At 48.0% G+C, this 18,498-nt stretch carries 14 protein-coding genes; 11 read left to right on the forward strand and 3 right to left on the reverse strand.

The genetic code is table 11. The features are described 5' to 3' along the window. Positions 1-32 precede the first annotated feature (32 nt). From EPK82_RS21880 to EPK82_RS21905, 6 genes are all read left to right on the forward strand, one after another. Positions 33-917: a hypothetical protein gene (locus EPK82_RS21880; RefSeq protein ID WP_134678021.1), complete on the forward strand. Its 885-nt coding sequence runs from the start codon at positions 33-35 to the stop codon at positions 915-917. 305 nt (positions 918-1,222) lie between these two features. Further along, positions 1,223-3,166: a hypothetical protein gene (locus EPK82_RS21885; protein ID WP_134678022.1), complete on the forward strand. Its 1,944-nt coding sequence runs from the start codon at positions 1,223-1,225 to the stop codon at positions 3,164-3,166. A 27-nt stretch (positions 3,167-3,193) separates the two neighbouring features. Further along, positions 3,194-3,883 (forward strand): PDDEXK family nuclease, encoded by a 690-nt coding sequence (locus EPK82_RS21890; RefSeq protein WP_134678023.1) that lies wholly within the window; start codon positions 3,194-3,196, stop codon positions 3,881-3,883. A 676-nt stretch (positions 3,884-4,559) separates the two neighbouring features. Further along, positions 4,560-6,785: an McrB family protein gene (locus tag EPK82_RS21895; RefSeq protein WP_134678024.1), complete on the forward strand. Its 2,226-nt coding sequence runs from the start codon at positions 4,560-4,562 to the stop codon at positions 6,783-6,785. A gap of 3 nt (positions 6,786-6,788) precedes the next feature. After that, positions 6,789-8,348 (forward strand): DUF2357 domain-containing protein, encoded by a 1,560-nt coding sequence (locus EPK82_RS21900; protein ID WP_134678025.1) that lies wholly within the window; start codon positions 6,789-6,791, stop codon positions 8,346-8,348. Between the two features lie 220 nt (positions 8,349-8,568). After that, on the forward strand, positions 8,569-9,342 hold the full coding sequence (locus tag EPK82_RS21905) for a hypothetical protein (RefSeq protein ID WP_134678026.1): 774 nt from the start codon (positions 8,569-8,571) through the stop codon (positions 9,340-9,342). Between the two features lie 1,418 nt (positions 9,343-10,760). Here EPK82_RS21905 and EPK82_RS21910 read toward each other — a convergent pair. Continuing rightward, positions 10,761-11,183 (reverse strand): hypothetical protein, encoded by a 423-nt coding sequence (locus tag EPK82_RS21910; protein ID WP_134678027.1) that lies wholly within the window; start codon positions 11,181-11,183, stop codon positions 10,761-10,763. 191 nt (positions 11,184-11,374) lie between these two features. Between EPK82_RS21910 and EPK82_RS21915 the strand changes: the two genes are divergently transcribed. After that, positions 11,375-11,710, forward strand: coding sequence for a helix-turn-helix transcriptional regulator (locus EPK82_RS21915; RefSeq protein WP_134678028.1), 336 nt, complete (start codon positions 11,375-11,377; stop codon positions 11,708-11,710). 400 nt (positions 11,711-12,110) lie between these two features. Here EPK82_RS21915 and EPK82_RS25150 read toward each other — a convergent pair whose 3' ends face one another. Both EPK82_RS25150 and EPK82_RS21920 read right to left on the reverse strand, forming a co-directional pair. Further along, positions 12,111-12,233, reverse strand: a complete 123-nt coding sequence (locus EPK82_RS25150) for a hypothetical protein (RefSeq protein WP_279635005.1) — start codon at positions 12,231-12,233, stop codon at positions 12,111-12,113. Positions 12,234-12,947: 714 nt separating this feature from the next. Further along, on the reverse strand, positions 12,948-15,425 hold the full coding sequence (locus tag EPK82_RS21920; protein ID WP_134678029.1) for a hypothetical protein: 2,478 nt from the start codon (positions 15,423-15,425) through the stop codon (positions 12,948-12,950). 404 nt (positions 15,426-15,829) lie between these two features. Between EPK82_RS21920 and EPK82_RS21925 the strand changes: the two genes are divergently transcribed. The 4 genes from EPK82_RS21925 (at position 15,830) to EPK82_RS21940 (ending at position 18,464) form a co-directional block, all read left to right on the forward strand. Next, entirely contained in the window at positions 15,830-16,354 is a 525-nt protein-coding gene (locus EPK82_RS21925; RefSeq protein ID WP_134678030.1) for a helix-turn-helix domain-containing protein, read from the forward strand. A gap of 83 nt (positions 16,355-16,437) precedes the next feature. After that, positions 16,438-17,412 carry a hypothetical protein gene (locus EPK82_RS21930; protein WP_134678031.1) on the forward strand — a complete coding sequence of 325 codons (975 nt, stop codon included), beginning with the start codon at positions 16,438-16,440 and terminating at the stop codon, positions 17,410-17,412. Between the two features lie 19 nt (positions 17,413-17,431). After that, a complete protein-coding gene (locus tag EPK82_RS21935) occupies positions 17,432-17,788 on the forward strand; it encodes a histone-like nucleoid-structuring protein, MvaT/MvaU family (protein WP_134678032.1) in 357 nt (118 codons plus the stop codon). A gap of 100 nt (positions 17,789-17,888) precedes the next feature. After that, a complete protein-coding gene (locus EPK82_RS21940; RefSeq protein ID WP_134678033.1) occupies positions 17,889-18,464 on the forward strand; it encodes a hypothetical protein in 576 nt (191 codons plus the stop codon). Positions 18,465-18,498: the final 34 nt, after the last annotated feature.

An 18,498-nucleotide genomic window follows, 5' to 3' on the forward strand; every position in this document is an offset into this window, starting at 1 on the left:
TCATACCACAAACAGCATTTAAGGAAAGCATAATGCAGTCCAACTACACTCAATGCGCCATAGCACTTTGCGCATCTATACTCGGAAGTATCTTAATCACTGGCTGTTCAGATGAAGACGCTCTAAAACAAGGTGCGAATCTAGCGGCAAACACCGAATCCCAAAACCAAGAAACTCCTCCATCTCTCGCGCCCCCTGTTAAACCATCATTGGAAGACCTAGGTGTACGATTACTTCCGAAAACAGGCTCATTTAACGGTGATTATTACAAAATCACTCGCGGAATGGATTTGTTGTATTTTTATGCGCATAACTTCAATGGCGAGTTTGATACGGCAGCAGCTATCGCGAAAGTATATCCAATAAGCGACGACCTGGGCGATAAGAAACTAGCCAGCCTTATAGATAAATACAGAGATGGAGATCAATTCTCTAAGAGAGACACCATCAAGTTAATCAAACCAATCTTGAATGATAAAATTTCTAAAGTTTCGGGAGTTAGGAATATTACAATTGATATCTCTAGCGGTTTGAGCCTTGGAGACTACGACTTTGAGAGACAGGGTTTCTTAACAAACAATTCTTTCAAAGATGAGTCACACGAAGATAACTTTACACCATACAAACGCGGATCGATTCGTTTCCCAGACGTCATTGACCACAAGCTTTCTTTTATAAACGCATCGGACTTTGACCTCATAAAAATCCCAGAAGATGCTGCTCGCGAAATAAGCCAGTACAATGGCAAGTATTCGGCGAACGTAAATTTCAAGCTCTATGGCTTTATTCACTCAATTGCCCAAGACAAAAATGACGATTACAAAATAAAATATGTGGTCATGCAGGTCACTAAAATCGACCTTGTGAGCAATTTGCTCAATGACCCAGTACGAACTCTAGCCACTGTTGAGCTATAACTATTTCCCCCGCGCTCAATAAAGAGGACGGGAACCCACCCCCTTCCTTTTTGTCACTATATTGCTCCACTCCCGCTTAATAGCTGATAAACCCCAAGCTTAATGTTGTCTAATTCACCCTATACATCAAACTGTATAGCGGAAGTATTCTACTTGATGAGACCATTTAGCTGAATTCCGTGACTACCTTAGGCTAGCCTAAGAACAAAACACAATCAGTGCGTATTACTCAACAGGTTGGCACAGTAGTATTCCGAGCTTAGAAATGGCATGATGAGCCACCTCTTGAGCCAATGTCTAATGCTATGAATCGCCCGGACTGGTACTTGCCCCTAAGTGAAAGCTTCTGCGCCGCCCTTTCGAGCGGCACAGTTCCTGATTTTCCGAGTCTAGCTCGATACGAAGCTGCGGCTGTCATTTTCCTTCAGCAACTCCCGAAATTACATTCACAAAATACTCGCTCACTAGAGCTTGAACGAAATTTCGTTAAATTGCTTGGTTACTCAACTGACACTTTGCGATCAGTATTGAGCACTGACTACTCACAACAGGCATTCACAGCGGGTCTTATTCTAGCTCCAGCGGCTGGAGTGGGTCTGCTGGACCACGATGCGCTTTATAAACGTCAGTTTCTGCACCCCGATGGATCATGGAATTTTGATTTCTCGCGGCAGTATGCAAAATTTTCGGGAGCTATACGTCATGAGTACAGGAGACCCAGTGGTCATATTGTTCTATTGAGCGATCCACAACTGCGCTTTGTAGATACCGTACGTGCAAACCCGCAAGAATCAATCGAAGCCCAAGCCCTCGCCGGCACAGGAAAAACTTATGTATTAGCAGAGATTCTGGAATTAATGCCGGATCGAAAATTTCTTTTTCTTGCGGATGTTAGCGCCAAACTCCTTCCCATTCAGAAGCGTTTCAAGGGTCAGATCTGGACTAGTACGTTCAAAAGCATGGCAGAGCGAGTCCTCGCAAAAGGAAACAAAAATCTTGAGGCCAATCTTGTCACCTCTTCAAGGGTGTCTCTTAATTATTACAAGCTTGCAGAGCAGCTCGCGTTTGGTTCCATTGGGAATTTAAGTCCCCCCCAGGTGGCCTCGCTATGTTGGGCGGTTGTGTATAAATTTTGTGAATCCGATGATTCAGTAATTACTACCAAGCACATACCTCGGAACTACATCACTTACCTTTCTAAAGCTAACCAAGAGATTGTGGCCGCTGCGTCGGCGAAACTCTGGTTTAAAATGTCGCCCCTTGAGATCGGCGATGAATGCATTCCTGTGCGCGGCTATCACCGCATCAAGCAAATGTCATTGGCTGGACTACAAATTCCTGAGCAGTCAGAAGTGATCCTCGTTGACGAAGGTCACGATTTGTCCCAGCCAATGATCAACATACTTGATATGACCCCACAGCCAGTTATTGCCTTGGGCGACCCTTTGCAAAATTTAGAAGGTCAGTACGTAGCTCACAAAGCATCCATACGTCATCGTGAGATGTCCTTATCACTACGAGCAGGCCCCTCGCTTACCGATTATGTCAATCAGTTGGTAGAAGCTTATCCAGAGTCACGTAGCCACCCTTTCCAGGCAGACAAAAACAAAGAGACTGTTGTCGAAGAGTATGACCCAAGCTCATTCCCACCAGATCAATGCGTAATTTTGACGGCCGACGAATGGGGAATTTTTGATTGGCTCATCAAAAGTCGCCAACTAAACAAGACAGTAGCTGTAATTGATTGGAACAGCCAATTTAAAGACTTTATAGAAGACTGCCTTAACTTATTCGTACATGGCAAGCGTCCGACGCATGGAGCAATATCCGGCTATCAGACTTGGGGGCAGCTGCGGCAAGCTATGTCTTGGAGCGACTCTTTCTCACGTGTAGATAAATGGCTTGAAGAGGTGGGCTCGAAATTTGGTGTCTCCCAACTTTACTCTTGCGCAGAGTTAGATGAATTAATGCAAAGCACTCCTTCTCGCTATCTTGTAGCCACTGTTTTCTCTTGCAAGAACTATGAATTGCCTCGACTGGCAATATCTGAGGACTTGTATTACTTCTCATCACTAACAAGCAAAAGAAGCTTCTCGAAAAAGCTTGCACTAATCTACACTGCAATCACAAGAGTTTCTGGCATGATCTATTTGCCGTCAAACCACAACGAGTGGATTGATTATATTTTAAAAACCAGACGCGACGTATCGCTATTAAGACAGAACACTTCCACACCTATCAATGACTAGCTACTGCGAAATCCTTGAGATAACTCTATGAATGAATGGCGTACTGTATTTCATCACAATAGCTATCACATGCGCTCCTACTCCGAGACTCGCTGGGCTGCGATGCTTGACGCTTTAGGTATTGCCTGGCTTTATGAACCAAAGCAGGTTTTAACAAGGCACGGTATTTATAAGCCCGACTTCTATTTGCCTAACGCAAATCTATATCTTGAAGTAAAAGGTCCTCATCCGACCTCCATAGAAATAGAAAAAGCCCACGATTTACAAGAAACCACTGGAATCCCTGTCTTTTTTTCCCATGGTCGACCAACTTTTTTTGACGGAGAACTAAGAGGAGGAATAATTTCTTATTTCTCAAATAATCTAGCAGTTCGTTTTACTACTGCTCGGCTCGGACAGCTTATAAAGAGCCATCTCGATGACAAAACATATTGGTCTTATATTTATAACGGAAGACACACTGCCAGCCCACCGTACATTAATGCTGGTAGTGTGGCTACTTCATATCTCTCATCACTTTTATCTAGAGCACAATTAGAGCAATATCTCGAAACTCAACACAAGCCTCTCAATGCTATTAAATCACTCAATCAGAATCCAGCAGGGAACATTGAGAAGGCCTTACAATATGCCGGTAGCAAACTAAAGAACGCACAGCTTATTGAAATGCTTTGTTATGGTAGGTTTGGAAGCAAGTCACTTTTTTCTAGCAAATAAAAAAGGGGCACAACCATCCTGGATGCACCCCCTCCTGCCCTAACCGGCAGTGAACGCTACCTTCAGCAGCAACTGCCTATTCGGCAGTGAACGCTACCTTCAGCAGCAACTGCCTATTCGGCAGTGAACGCCACCTTCAGCAGCAACTGCCTATTCGGCAGTGAACGCCACCTTCAGCAACAACTGCCTATTCGGCAGTGAACGCCACCTTCAGCAACAACTGCCTATTCGGCAGTGAACGCCACCTTCAGCAACAACTGCCTATTCGGCAGTGAACGCCACCTTCAGCAACAACTGCCTATTCGGCAGTGAACGCCACCTTCAGCAACAACTGCCTATTCGGCAGTGAACGCCACCTTCAGCAACAACTGCCTATTCGGCAGTGAACGCCACCTTCAGCAACAACTGCCTATTCGGCAGTTTGTGAAGGTATTTTTACCCTCACGACCAGTGTCTCATCCTTGCTCACCGATTAAATTGTATATTATATCATATATTATCAATTGTCAAGCTCTCATTTCACTTGAGAGCTGGCGGGAATACTCCCAAGATTCAACCGCTCAGAACGAAAACCACTAGTCGTATGCCCAGCCGAAGCCTAGGATGCTTCCGCGATGCCATTTTGCCAGACGATTCCGAGGATATTGTGAGCCTAAAAGTTGGAAGTGACGCCGCCTTGAAGGCGCACCTGGACGCCCTACTGACAGGACCATTGAAATCGAAGAGTGTCGAAGCCTGGGCGCTCAAGCTGGAACAGTTTTTTGCCGAGGTGCAGCGCGGGATTTCCTCCCGCATACATGAATATTCGTTTCTCCTCCGGCTGTGGAATCAAAACCCGGTGGCCTCCGCCGGAAGCGGTCACGTGAAGATAGAACCAGCGCTGACGGATTCGACCTTCGTGGACTGGTTTGCCACCGCAGTTTCCTCCCAGCTGCCGAAAGATCTCGCCGAGGCCGAGGCGCACCTTATCGAGCTTTACAACGAGCTACAACGTCGCCTCAGCCAGCTGTGTGATCGTGTTCCTCGCCTTAAGCTCAACCGCGTACTCTGTGCCCTTTACCCGGCGCATTTCACTACGATCGCTAATGTCGGCATGCTCAAAGAATTGCATGTGGAATTGGGTGGCAACCGGCATGACCACCCAGTGCAAATGCACCGCTCCATTCGTACCCGCATCGATGCAGTTCTAGAGCCTGTGCCACTGAACGACACGACAGCTCAAGCCCGACGCATCTGCTTGTCCTGGCTGCTGTACGAACGTCTCAACAGCGACAGCGCCCCGGAGAGCCCAGAACCGCTGAACGAAACCGAGCTAGGCCTTAAACCCTTTCCAGCCAGTCTGCGCCGCAAAGGCTTGACCTCCTTGGGCGGCGGCTTCCAGACCCTGCTTGGATTGCTTCCCGAGCTGAATGAAGGCGTGAGCCGCGACGAGTTCACTGACTTACTGAAGCAAAACAATCCGAATTTAGCTGCCAACAGCGTGGGCACTATGATCAACGTGGTCGCTCGCGACTTCGACTTATGCAGGCGCGAGGGGGATACCTACCGGCTGTCCGCGCGCGGCACTAATCTGCTGGACACCCAAGATCCCGATGAGCTGGCTGACCAGCTCCTAACCCGAATCTTGGGCACCGACCATGTCGTTAAAGCCTTAGGAATCTCCGCACTTACCAAAGCCGAACTGATCGCGCTTCTGCAAGACGTCAACCCGGGCTGGACCACAAGTTTCGCGCCCTCCTCGTTAATCGGCTGGCTAAATCACCTGGGCGTCATCGAGTCAGGTATCGATAAGCGTCTGCACCTATCTAAGCGAGGCCTGCGCTGGGCGGAACTGGTCACCTGGCCGCTGGAGTCCCTTCCTAAGCCCCCACAAACCGTGGCGGAGCTACAGGTCGAGACAGGGGGCGGGATAAAACTACCTACCCCCAACGAACTCAACATACGCCTTCAGGCGCTGTCAGGTAATCGCCTGTCCTTAGATCCTGCATTAGTCAGCCAGCTACATGCCGGACTGTGGTTTCATCCGGTCCGCCACTTTGCCGTACTCACCGGCATTTCTGGCTCTGGCAAAACTCAACTGGCGTTGAACTATGCGCATGCACTCCACGGCACGTCCCACGACGAATCGCCATACATACGCATCATTCCCGTCCAGCCCGGCTGGTACGACCCCAGTCCATTACTGGGCTACGTCAATCCGCTTCAGGAGGCCAATTACCGGAGTGCCCCCTTCCTTGAGCTGCTAATCCAGGCGTCGGAAGATCCGGAAACTCCATATGTAGCCATCCTGGACGAAATGAATCTGTCGCACCCGGAACAGTACTTGGCACCGGTGCTGTCGGCTATGGAAACCAATGGCTGGATTGACCTTCATCAGTTAGGTGAGGACATCACACCCGTACCTATGCGGGTCCGCTATCCCACCAACCTAGCGATCATCGGCACCCTCAACATGGACGAAACCACTCACGGCCTCTCTGACAAGGTCCTGGATCGGGCCTACACCCTGGAGTTCTGGGACATCGATGTGGGCGCTTTCCCCGGCTGGGCAACCACCGCACTCCCAGATGATCTAAAGCAAACGGCGAAAGATCTGCTTTCACAACTGGTTAAGGCGTTGGAACCCGTACGCTTGCATTTCGGCTGGAGGACCATTGATGACGTGCTCAGCTATCTCGCCTTCCAAAATGCGAGCGCTCAAGTCGATCTGAATGCACTCGACCAAGTCGTGTATGCCAAAGTTCTTCCCAAGTTACGTGGTGAAACCTCCCAGCGTTTTCAGCACGCGCTGGATGCCGTGCACACCGTGCTGGTCAAGCACGGACTGGAACGTTGCGAACAGAAGGTCAAGAGCATGCAAGAGGACCTAGTGGCGACTGGCTCTGCGCGATTCTGGCGGTAAGCCATGATTTCTGTTCGCCGCCGAGGCGTTGAGGACAGTGCGGAGTGGATCGCGGTCGCGGCTGGCGAGGTGGCGACCGGCTTCTACGAAGACACTGACTATGACATCCGCCCAGCACCAACCACAAAGCAGATGTTCGTCGATGATGTTGAACTTCTGGCGGCATCCGGTTGGTTCCAATGGCGCCCATGTTTCTATGCCGGCCAGGTGCGTGTTGACGTGCTCGATGTCTCGGGCGCGCAAGCAAGCTATTGCTTAGAGGTCAGCCCAAAGGCGAATAAGGCGGATACCGCTAAATTCGCCGAGATGATTGCGGAGATTCGTACCTTCGACCAAACACTCTTAGGTGGCATGTCAGCTGCCACCTTGGCCTTTGGCAACGCAGGCCGTCCCAGCCTTCACTCTGACCACGTGCTGCTTGCCCGGCTTCGACAATATGGCAACCTTTTCTTGGCCACCGTGGCCGACCTCATCCGCTCTCCGCATCAGAAACTGTCGGCCGACCGTCAGATGCTGCCTCTAGCACGCGCCCGACGCTTGCACCCCACTGCACTGCGCGAACGCCAGCTGTCGGCTCTACTCAACAGCAACTCGTTAGCGGTCGAGTTACTCGACACCTTTCAGGTCCATGCGTGGACCTCGGCTCCCACCGTTGATACACCCGCTAACCGTGTACTGCTTTGCCTGCTGAAACGATTTCGAGCAACTGTAACGGCCATCCGGGGACGAGTCACCCTTCTTCAGATCGGAAATGATCAGGAAGAACAGCGTAAACGCCTCGTTCGACGACTCGCAATGCTCGACCACTTGGAGACAAAAGTCACCCAGCTGATCCAGCGCCACCCTTTCACCGCCGTGAGAGCCGGCCTCACCGGATCGTCTGGCCTCACTCAGATAGCAGCCCACCCTGCGTACAACCGGGCCTATCGAATCGGGTGTGCAGCAATGGCTTCAGCTATCGAGGGTGAACAATCACTCGATCAGCTGCATGTAAGCCCCTCATGGGGGATCTACGAAACCTGGTGTTTCCTCCAGGTCATGGTCTGCCTAGAGCAGCTGCTGAACATCAAGTTGGAACCGATCAGATCAAAAGTCGTGGGTGCACAGCTCGCGTTTCATGCTCAGACTAGCAGCGGACATGCGGTGGAAGTGCTTTTTCAGGCCAAGTTTCCTGCTGCCGCTCCTCACGCGAATAAGCGTGGCTGGAGTATCTCCCGCGAACGTGTTCCTGACATCGTCATCGTGGAGCACAACGAGTCCTGCTGCCGTTCACTCATACTCGACGCTAAATGGCGTAGCGGCAGGAGCAATATCCTGGAAGCAATGGAGTCGGCTCACCTATACCATGACAGTCTTCGTCTTCGAAGTGGTCAGACCGTCATACACCCCAATCGCTGCATTCTGCTTTTACCAGGAGAAAGCGAAGTAGAGAATCTTGGTGATCCCGAGTTCATTCGAACGAACGAAGTCGGAGCTATTTCAGCTTTCTTGCCACGTGGGGCTGGAGTGGTCTCTCTGTCGAACCTACTCAAGGAGTGGCTCTCCCCCTTCAAGTCCAAATAATTATCTCGAAACTAGGTATCACCATTAGTTAATCCAGGGCTCGCCAAGCAAAGCCCCTCTGCAAGACCAATCACAGACTCACTACCACACTTAATCTGCAAAACTACCTCCCCTGCCTACTGAAAAGGCAACCGAATAAACTGATAGAACCCACAAAAAAGACTTGCAAAACTTAAAAACGAATATCAGCATAAGTTTCCGTTAACCAACGGAGATTCTTATGAGCTACATATTTATACTTGGCGCAAGTGATCCAGAGATGGCTACAATTGAAAGGCTTTGCCGATCTTATGATTTTGAAGTCACTTATGCCCTTTCAAACGGAAGACGCGTTCACGCTGGAAATGCTTACGTAGCAGATCCTATTAACTTCAAAAAATATCAAGATTTGATACCTGTGTGGGTTGAATGCCGCTCGAATAATTTCAACCTACACGACGTCATAGTTGATCACCATCAACAGGGAGATCCAGGCTTTGGGTTTCCACCGGAGCAGTATTGGCTAGGCAGCAGTATCGGTCAGGTTTGCAAACTAATTGGTCACCCACAGACTAACGAACTCAGTATTGTGGCAGCTGCGGACCACTGCCTAAGCCATGCCTACAAAGGTAAATGCCCGGGCGTTAATCCAGCCGATTTGAGAAAATGGAGAGCCAAAACAAGGTCCGATTTTCAACGAATACCCATAGAAACGATTGAGCAAGAAGTTGAAAAAGCTCTATCTGTCTTGCACAAGCAACCAACCTTGGAAATCAACAATGAACAATTCATCGACGCCCGAGGAATAAAACTCAAAGAATTTTCCGAAGCTTCCGCAATTCTTGGTAAATCTGTTATCTATGAGATTTATGATTCAAAATCTAGGAGAATGAAAGTTGGAGTGCTAGGCGGAAGCACTAAGCAAATAAAAACATGGATGGATTGGGCCGCTTCGTTTCTTATCAACTGTTACGGTGATCCAGATCGAGGCTATGCTGGCGGTTACAAACCATAGCAGCCAAATACGAGCCCATAAACTTTCATTAGACGACTGTGACAATTGAGTTGCTGACCCCTGGGCGCTCATCGAAGGTGACGATGACTAGTAAACACCCACTGGATCTCTTCAGCGGAGCTGGTGTGGGTTTGTTATCAACCCTTCTTTTTGAGTACAAATCAATCGCCACACTGCACCGCCCAGGGGATTGGTGCGTTTCTTTGATGACAACTAACCCGGAGCCGGATGAAGTTTGACCATGGGCGAAATAGACCAACCCCTCTCCCACGGCCCGGCCGCAGTGACCTGGTGAAAGTGGACCATGGTCCACAACCCAAGCAGCCCCCCAAAAATGGGTGTAAATGGGTGTGCTTTTGGTTCTGGGGGAAACCGAACCAATCGCCCGTCTCCCTTGGCTTCCAGCTTGCTTGCTAACCTTTGTGACGAAAGCAACTCGGAGAGTACAACTTGATGGACTCAATCAGCATCACCGAAATCCTTTCACCGGCAACGCAGACCAGCACCGCGCCGGCAAGGGCATCGATGAGCGCAGACCAAGAGTCAGCTGCATCGCCTTCGCGGGAGAATCGAACGTGAATGAGAGACTTGCATAAGAGATACACAGCGACGGGCCGGAGCAGCTGTGTTGGCGACAAAGAAACACCAGCTTGCAGCTGAATGGGGCCAGCGGTTATGGCGCGGTTGGGCCGCACGGTCTGGAGAGACTCACCATGCCAATCAAGGCTTGTCATTACCATTGTCGGCCTCCTTGACTGACTCGGCTAGTTCGGCAGGATCAACCTCGGTGCATGTGTAAGCCAAGCTTAATAAATTACAATAGTAATTATTTTTGACTCCTTTACCTAAGATTTAGCTTACTTTCCTCTTTGCACTTTGCGCCCCAAGCTCTTGAAAATATTGGTGGGAGAGAACACCCGCCAGCTAGTTATTTTACATTTCTACCGAATTGTTTAATGTGCTGCCCTTCAAGTTTGAGCCGCAGCTTATCCTGATTTCTCTTAAAGTCAGGATCACTCATCTTTTCTTTAAGTTCTTTTGGCAGTTTTGCGATCATTGAGTGATCTCCAACTCACTAGAAGCTATCGCTGCCAACAACTTCTTCTGCTCTTCAGCATTCGCAGTAGCAAGCATCGATTGCCATTCTTTAGTCGTCTTCGTACGCTGTCCTCCCTGACCACCGCTCCCTTACCTGCCGGAGTCAGCCGTTGGCTTAAAGTAATGAGGTTTGGATTGAGTCCGCCCTTGCATCCACTCCCCTATGTGTTGCTTCCTTGCAATCATTGTTAATCCCCCATGATTACAAATTTATCATCCGTGACGATTGGCTCATCCATGAGCCTTTACCCCTACCAGATAAACTTATTATACCACAAATAAAACTATAAACATCGTATTACCTAGATTTATTTTATATTTTAGAAGCTACACTCTGCATTTTCTTCAACTATCTTATCTAGAACTTTTTTCCTGAGTTTCGGTTTCTTAGAGTAAATTCGTCTGCCATATGAATAGTAGTATTCAGTCAATTCAACACCAGACGATGACTCTTCTTCATCCTCACCCTCAACTTCTACTTCCTCTGGATTATAATCATTCTCTATCTTTTCCCAGACATCATATGCGACATGACAAAGTTTGGTTACATAGTCGTCATCTAGCTCTGAACTAAAACTACTCTGTGTTTCTTCTAGACATCCATCAACGACCCAGTACAGCAGCCTCCCAACTTTGTAACGATTCTCATACCCGCGACAATCAACAAGCAGATATATCGAAATATCTACAGCATCTCCATCTCTAACTACATCCACATAGTACCCATCAAACATATTACCCATAACACTCTTTCCTTGTAAGATTAGAACTTTAAATTAATTTATTAGTTCATACTTTTATTATATTGACGACATGCAATTTATGCAAATTTAGAACTACCAAGTTTCCGCCAAAAACGACCACCCTTCCTTTTTATTAAAATTCTTTGGGAAAGTGCTATATTTATGTCATCAATATTGTTGAGACGTAAACAATGAGAACCAAACTGCTTAGAGAGATAAAGGAACGCAGAGAAAAACTTGGCATCAAGACTTCAGCAATGTTGCTGCTTGCGGGTATCAAGCGTCAGCAATACGAGAAGATTGAGAAGTCAGGTAATCCAAGCCTTAGGACACTCGACAAGATCGTTGAGGGTCTCGATGCTGAGATGATGCTCATTCCCAAAGAGCACCTAGCAGCAGTCAGAACGCTGCTGAGCACCACGTCTTCAGTGCCGTTCAAATACGAGCCTAGAAAAATTACTCTTGAAGACTTTGACACAGAGGTAACAGACCCGTGGCCTCTCATTGAAGACGTCAAGAACCAATAAGCCCACCCCCGGCCCCATTCAGCGGAGTTGGTGTTTGTCATCAACAGCCATTTTTGAGCCCAACCCTATCGCCCCCACAGTCTGGTTGCTGGATGGGCGGGTTTCTTTGATGACAATAAATCCTGGAGCCGGGAGTACCGTAGAAGTAGGACCACGGTCCACATTTCCCTGGCCTCTGCGTTGTACTCCAACCCTCTGACCTGGCTTTTTTAGACCACGGTCCATGACACAAGGATTTCCGGAAATGGGTGTATTTATGGGTGTCGATATGGGTGTGGCTTTGGTTCTCGGGTCATCCGCAGCGGCAGGGCTCGGTGGACCACGGTCCACATTTCCCTGGCCACCGCCCTATTCCCACGAACGCTGACCTGGCCTATTTGGACCATGGTCCACGCCTCGATCAGCTGGCTAACGGCACTTTTTGCAGCAGTCGAGCATCGTTCGCTGAGATGTCGATATCAGCGCGCAGGATACCTCGGCGCTTCAGCTGCTTGTGGTAGTCGTCGTTGCTCAGATCGCCCATCTGGCGGGCTCTAGATAGCGCATTCAGCTCTTCAACGGTGATCGCAACGCCATAATCAGTGCATACATATACATCGACCTGGAGGTCCGATATCAGGTTGAATTTGCCGAGGAACTAGAACGCATTTTTCGGCACATTTTGAAGCGTCTTCCGTCCTTTCTTTCCGGCCCGTCAGCACGTTCGCTGCGGGATTGACATCGCGGGCCGCTTGGATCACTAGGTAGTCATCATCACCTGTGATTCCGTGCCGCTACTGATGCGCCTTTGCATTGCAAAATCTAATTCAAGAGCCTCAATAACGCCGCGAGCCACGCCGGCTGCTTCACCAAAACTAAAGGCGCCAGACAGCAGCCGCCAGGGAAGTAACCGACAGTTTCGATCACCACGTTTCCTTAGCGCCCGCGCAACATGTCGATTAGCTGTCGAGCGTCGACAACCCCTCTTTTTCCCTTTTCAGTCATCGACATGTCATTAACATCCAGCATCAAGTCATCTTCGCTTAAGATGGCGATTGCATATTTTCCCTGGAACTATCCCTACAATAGCCCATCGAATATAATATATAGAATAATCATTAAGTGTGGGTTATTTTGTGACAAATAAAATACCCCACCAAGAATAATGGAATAAACCAGGCGGGGCGTTACAGTGTTGCTTGCAGAGTGCAAGGGCTCTTTACCACCCTTACACCATTATTATATCATATATTTTATACTATTTATTGATAATAGTGCTTCCTTCCTCTTTTTCTTTCAACCTTTTCAACGCATTTTCGTTAATTATCAGTATTGGCAGATCGTTAAAAGCTTTTACAAGATTTTTTCCATTCACCAGCTCTTTATAGCGCCGTCTGTCAATGTACGAAATAATGCGTAGAAATGCGGGTTTCGACAGCTTGTACGCCCATGCGCCTTCGTTTCTAATTCTGACTTTCGACAATCCTACTGACTTGAGCACAGCGTTGATGGTCGCGTTGATCTCGTTTGCAGTTTTGCATTTAGCGTTCTTTGTCAAAATTCCGTAACCGATCAGCGAGTCCTTATTCCTTACGGCTAATTCAGCAGCCTGTTTCATTGCTATGTCAGTAAGAATTTCATCTCCATTGTCCATCCCTAAAGCATCCATAAATCTGGTATAGAAAGCTCTACGACCGGCAAGCGATCTGTAATCTCTGCCTCTTTCATTTTCCGCATACTCAGCAAACATGTGGAAATCCAAGTTGTTAAGCAAGCAGCAACGAGCATTCAAAAACTTTGCAGCGCCGCTTCCCTCTTTGTAAAATGCAATATCATCCTCATTCAAGTCTGCGACGCTTTTTCCAAGCATTTCAGCAGCCGAAAGAGCATCGTTATGGAATCTCTGCTCTTCGCTTGTTTCTTCTACGCAAGCTTCGAAATTTGCTGTGTTAACGATTTCTTTTGCAGCCATTATGGTTGACTTAATGACGTATTCTTTTACTGCGCGCTTTTCGCTCTGAAACGTCGTGAAAGCAATTTCGTCAGCAGCGGATGGCTCGATTCTGGTTACCTTATAACCATCAAAGTTCAGACTCAGAGCAAGATTGGTGCGGAAGTTATTTTTTTCTTTCGCGTCATTTTTGTAAAAAGGCAAAGCAATACTGTCAAACAGATGATCATCACTGGCAAAAAGCTCATTGATCAGACTTTCTTTGTCGAGCTGAATGCGCACCTGGCGAGAAACGCCAACAACAACCTTGTTATTGGTACGGTCGCGACGAGTGAATTGCTTAGCGTCGTCAATACCGATGACACCGAAGAATAGACAATAATGCGTATCGAAATGCTTTTCTACGATACTGATTGATGATTGCATCGACGGGCTGTAAACCAAGGCATCATACTTTTTAATTTCAGCATTTGGATTTTTAAAGAAATCTTCCACTGCCGAACGACTGCGTGTTTTCTGAGTAACCAGCAGCACTTTCTTCTGTTGCTTTGAGATGTATGAATCCATGGCTTCGGCTTCTTTTCTGCTGTCGAGCCCGATCATTAGCTTTTTGCCTGCCGCTACATCATCAATGATCATGCGCTGAGCTGTATGCACTTCAGCGAGAGCAATTTCATTACTTGAATTATCAACAGAACCCCTTGTGAAATGAATTTTCTTTCCAGCCAAGGCAACGAATTTCATTAATATATTACTTATAAAAGCATCGGCAATTAGAACAAGACGCGCCCCTTTGATCAGCTTTAGCAGCTCGTGGAACACGCCACGGCGGTCGCCTTTAAATCCTTTTTGCAGGATGTGTGCAATCACCTGCGACCCCTCGTCAATAATCAACACATCGCTCGTTTCGGTATGCAGCTTAAAACGCTGCTGGTTAGCCGAATTAACTACGAGAGATAGGCTGTCGAGCTTGTCTTCATTACCCACTATCTTCGTGTCACTGTAGTTGTCGCAGATGTCATCGAATGAACTAGAAATCGCGACCCTGTGAGTTAGAATAGTTGTTTTCTTAGCATCAGCCTTAGCTTTCAGAATGATTGGACGGATAGCGTGCTGGGTTTTACCAAATCCCAGGCCTGCTTCAAGGACGTGAATACCGCCTTCTGCATAGATTTTATCTGCGTATGCCAATAGCTCTGCTGTAGCTTCTGGCCCTGGACGGTTAGCGCTCAGCCTGCTTGTAATAATTTGGTCACTTGATGTGACTTGCTTCAGGCGCTGGAGGTTGATGATGTCGTTATCCAACACTTTATCGAGAAGCTCTAGCGCTGAGTCAGAGTCGTAACCAGCTGCTTGGGCAACGATTTTTTGAGCATGCTCTCTTTCTATAGAGAATGGGACTTCACGAGCAACGCTCATTACGAAGCGCTTGATATCGATCTGAGCGCCAATTTCTGCTGCGAATTTTTCCAGTTCGTAACTAGAGTAACCAGACAAACTGGCGAGACATACGCTTTCTTCAGGAGCAGACTCATTGACAAAGAGAACACCAGCTTTAGCCGATTGCGCGATCTGAACTCGCTCAGCATACGTTCCAGCAGTAACACATACGATTACTGTTTTATTTTCTTCTTTGTAGAACCTGACAACATTTTCTAAATTTTCTGGCCGTGCCTTTTTTACTTCGTATTCAAGCCTAAAATCTTCACTAGCGACAAAAACGTATTTCGTTTTTATATCATTAGCCTCATGCTCCAGCTTGGTGTTTTTGTAAAGAATGTTCATTTGAATACCTTTATAATTATTACGCTCTGCAAGCGCGTGCTTATTTGCACATTTTTATAATAACACCATTTTTTAACTCTTAAACGTTAAATCCAAAAAAGTGCAAATATTTTTAAAAAATTAAATTGTCAATAGCATTGACCAGCTGACCAAAAGTCGTGTTTATTTATATATAAAATTTAACTTCTGGTCAGACCGACAATCACATTTACAAAAACAGCCTTTGGCTAAATTAGCCAGCGGTTGTGTCCTGACCTCTCTGCCAGATAACCACTATCAGTGGCCCCTTTCAGCGCAGCTGGTTAAAGCGATGCAAAATATTTATAAAGAACTTAACCATAACAATAACACACTACTTTTATGCTATAATAGTGTTATGGACAAGTACAAAAAGAATAATAAAAATGCGCATTGTTAAAGAGCAAGTAAACACAAGAACAGCAGAATACGTTAGCGAATCACAAGCGGCAGCAATGCTCCAGCTTGCAGTAGGAACGCTGAGAAATCTTCGAACAGTTAAATCGAATGGAAAGCCTATTCCGCACATCAAACAGGGCGGAAAGATCTTTTATAAGAGAGACGACGTAATCGCGTACAAAGACAAGCCGAAAGCCCGTCTGGAGCATGAGTACCCACGCATTCCAATTCTTTTCAAAGAAGCTCCTCTTCCTGATCTTGATCTACAAGCAAAGCTCACGACAGCAGAAGCTGCCCTTGCTTTCAGTATTTCTAAAGCATCACTGCAAATTTGGCGCTCCAAGCGCCAGTTCCTTGGTGTTCTGCCGTTCCTTACCGATGGCCATGCAATCCATTACAAGGCCGGTGATCTCGCAACCTTCGTCCATAAAGGCCGCGAATACTGGAAAGCCCGATCCATCGAGCTTGGCATCCAATTCCAGCCCCATCACAGGTCAGGGAGAGCTGCCTGACAGCTCCATTGTCATCCTTGACATTCCCTTCCAAAGGGCCAAATATTATGCCGGAAAATATAGAAAATGTCAAGGTAATTCACATGGATGACGCTCCGTCAAGGAAAAAATCTCAAGGCCGCCCCGCTCTCAGTCCGCTCGAAAAGCAGCGCCGGCTGGTGGCCCGCTTGCATGAGAACACCATGGAGCTTGAGCAGGAGATCGAAGGCCTCTCCGGCTACTCGACAGAAGAAGACGAACTCCAGCGTCATCTCCTCCTCAGTACATTCATGCAACGCATGTCTTTCGCCCGTGAAGCCGCGAAATTCGAGCACCAGGGCAAGAGCGACGAAGCAAAGGCTGTACGCCAGAAGCTCAATCTCTTTCGGCCATTAGGCATGACTGAAGAGGTGTGGAATGCGCTGCCCGATTCCGAAAAAAAGCTGGCTCCAGGCAAGCCCAAAATGCCCAAGGAACTAGAGCTAGCTCGCATCGAGATCGAGCGAGACGACGAGCTTCAGAAGCTGCGCGAGATGGAAGCGGAAGCCGGTGAAGAGCAGACTCACATCGAAACCCTGCGCGCCAGATTCGGCAAGACAGCGGTTGGCCGACCTGGCAAAGACATGCTCGGCACGCTGGACAAGCAAATGCACATTGCGATCTACAAGCGCCGAGATCTCGATCCTGAACGAGAGCAGAAAGAGTCTGGCCGACCGCAAAAGTCATATGAAGAACGCTACGCATACTTCACCAGCATAATCGACCATTGCAGATCTGAAATCGCTAAAGGCGAAAGCGACCTCGACCTACTTCAGCTCCAGCAGCGCTACGTCAAACGCCTGCGTGACAAAGCCACCCGCCTCCGCATTCAGATCAACAACAAAAACAGCCCGCAGCTCGTTACCCTCAAGCTGGATCTCGCGGTTATCGAAGAGCAAATCAAGGTAGAGACCGGCTTGCTCAGCGATTTCAAAGCAACACAAGCCGACTTAAGCGACTCTCAGCTACAATCCCGCCGCACCGCCGTAGAAAAGAAAATCAAAGCCTTCGACTCACTCGAATTCACCACCGACCATTAAAAAATTTGGGGACAAAACAATGAGCAAACTCGCAGAATTCAAAGCGCTTGAAGCACAGCTCGCTGAGCAGCTGAAGCAGCTCGATGCGATGAAGAACGATAACGAGCTGAAGAAAGAGATTGAGTTCGAGCAAAAGCTGCGTGGCTTGCTCGCTGAGTACAGCTTCTCGCTGCGTGAAATAAAGCTCATCTTGGACCCACATGCTCGTCCAGATCGCGCTCCAGCAGCAGCTGGCCAGCGCAAAGAACGCGCTGTAAAGGTTTACATTAATCCGAACAACGGAGAGCGCGTCGAGACCAAGGGTGGGAACCACAAGGTGCTGAAAGCCTGGAAAGAGCAGTACGGTGCTGAGGCTGTGGAATCCTGGGTGCAGTAATCCGAATTCAGAGAGCCTAGTAATCTCTAGGCTCTTATCCATTTGAACTGCTTATATAATTAAATAACAAATAGAGAGCAGCCAACCAAAGGCTGAAGTCATGAGCAATTCGCAGCTCCACCCGCAAGGTTGGATTTCCGTCGGAATTGATCCGCAACAGGAAAATCGGGCAAAACAACTCCGAGCCCGACGCGATCTCCAGTACAAAAATATCTTTATCGAGGCCGATTCCGATTTACGATGGGTAGGAGACCTCGGGGAATGGGTATTTAAATCTTGGATTAGCCATGCAGGCATCCCAGGTTTCGAATGGATACTCGATAACGCAGCCGGCCAGCCGGATTTTATAAGCCCGTTAAATGTTCGTATCGGCGTGAAGACGGTGAAGCGCAAGAAACCACCTCGTGAGGGCTATACCGCGCAGATCACAGCCCGACACGCAGAGGAACCTATAGACCACTTTTTCTTCATGACTTACGACTTCAATCAGCGTCGCATGTGGTTGCTGGGCGGGATAGATCGAGATAGTTTCATGGAAGGGGCGCGTTTTTATGGATCTGGCGAGTGGGTACACGATAATTACCAGGTCCGAGAAAAACACGGCATTTTCAATATCGACGTAGCTAAGCTCATCCAACCTGAGCCTTGGTTAAGTTTAGTCACTCAACCCAAATGAAAAGCCCGGCAAATTGCCGGGCTCCCAATAATTC

The organism is Ectopseudomonas khazarica (genome assembly GCF_004521985.1).
Classification (GTDB): domain Bacteria; phylum Pseudomonadota; class Gammaproteobacteria; order Pseudomonadales; family Pseudomonadaceae; genus Aquipseudomonas; species Aquipseudomonas khazarica.

Bases quoted from the DNA above. Each gene is read 5' to 3' on its own strand.
- EPK82_RS21920 (WP_134678029.1), bottom strand. From the start codon at position 15,425: ATGAACATTCTTTACAAAAACACCAAGCTGGAGCATGAGGCTAATGAT.
- EPK82_RS21940 (WP_134678033.1), top strand. From the start codon at position 17,889: ATGAGCAATTCGCAGCTCCACCCGCAAGGTTGGATTTCCGTCGGAATT.
- EPK82_RS21935 (WP_134678032.1), top strand. From the start codon at position 17,432: ATGAGCAAACTCGCAGAATTCAAAGCGCTTGAAGCACAGCTCGCTGAG.
- EPK82_RS21905 (WP_134678026.1), top strand. From the start codon at position 8,569: ATGAGCTACATATTTATACTTGGCGCAAGTGATCCAGAGATGGCTACA.
- EPK82_RS21910 (WP_134678027.1), bottom strand. From the start codon at position 11,183: ATGGGTAATATGTTTGATGGGTACTATGTGGATGTAGTTAGAGATGGA.
- EPK82_RS21890 (WP_134678023.1), top strand. From the start codon at position 3,194: ATGAATGAATGGCGTACTGTATTTCATCACAATAGCTATCACATGCGC.
- EPK82_RS21885 (WP_134678022.1), top strand. From the start codon at position 1,223: ATGAATCGCCCGGACTGGTACTTGCCCCTAAGTGAAAGCTTCTGCGCC.
- EPK82_RS21925 (WP_134678030.1), top strand. From the start codon at position 15,830: ATGCGCATTGTTAAAGAGCAAGTAAACACAAGAACAGCAGAATACGTT.
- EPK82_RS21915 (WP_134678028.1), top strand. From the start codon at position 11,375: ATGAGAACCAAACTGCTTAGAGAGATAAAGGAACGCAGAGAAAAACTT.
- EPK82_RS21880 (WP_134678021.1), top strand. From the start codon at position 33: ATGCAGTCCAACTACACTCAATGCGCCATAGCACTTTGCGCATCTATA.
- EPK82_RS21900 (WP_134678025.1), top strand. From the start codon at position 6,789: ATGATTTCTGTTCGCCGCCGAGGCGTTGAGGACAGTGCGGAGTGGATC.
- EPK82_RS25150 (WP_279635005.1), bottom strand. From the start codon at position 12,233: ATGGGCGATCTGAGCAACGACGACTACCACAAGCAGCTGAAGCGCCGA.
- EPK82_RS21930 (WP_134678031.1), top strand. From the start codon at position 16,438: ATGGATGACGCTCCGTCAAGGAAAAAATCTCAAGGCCGCCCCGCTCTC.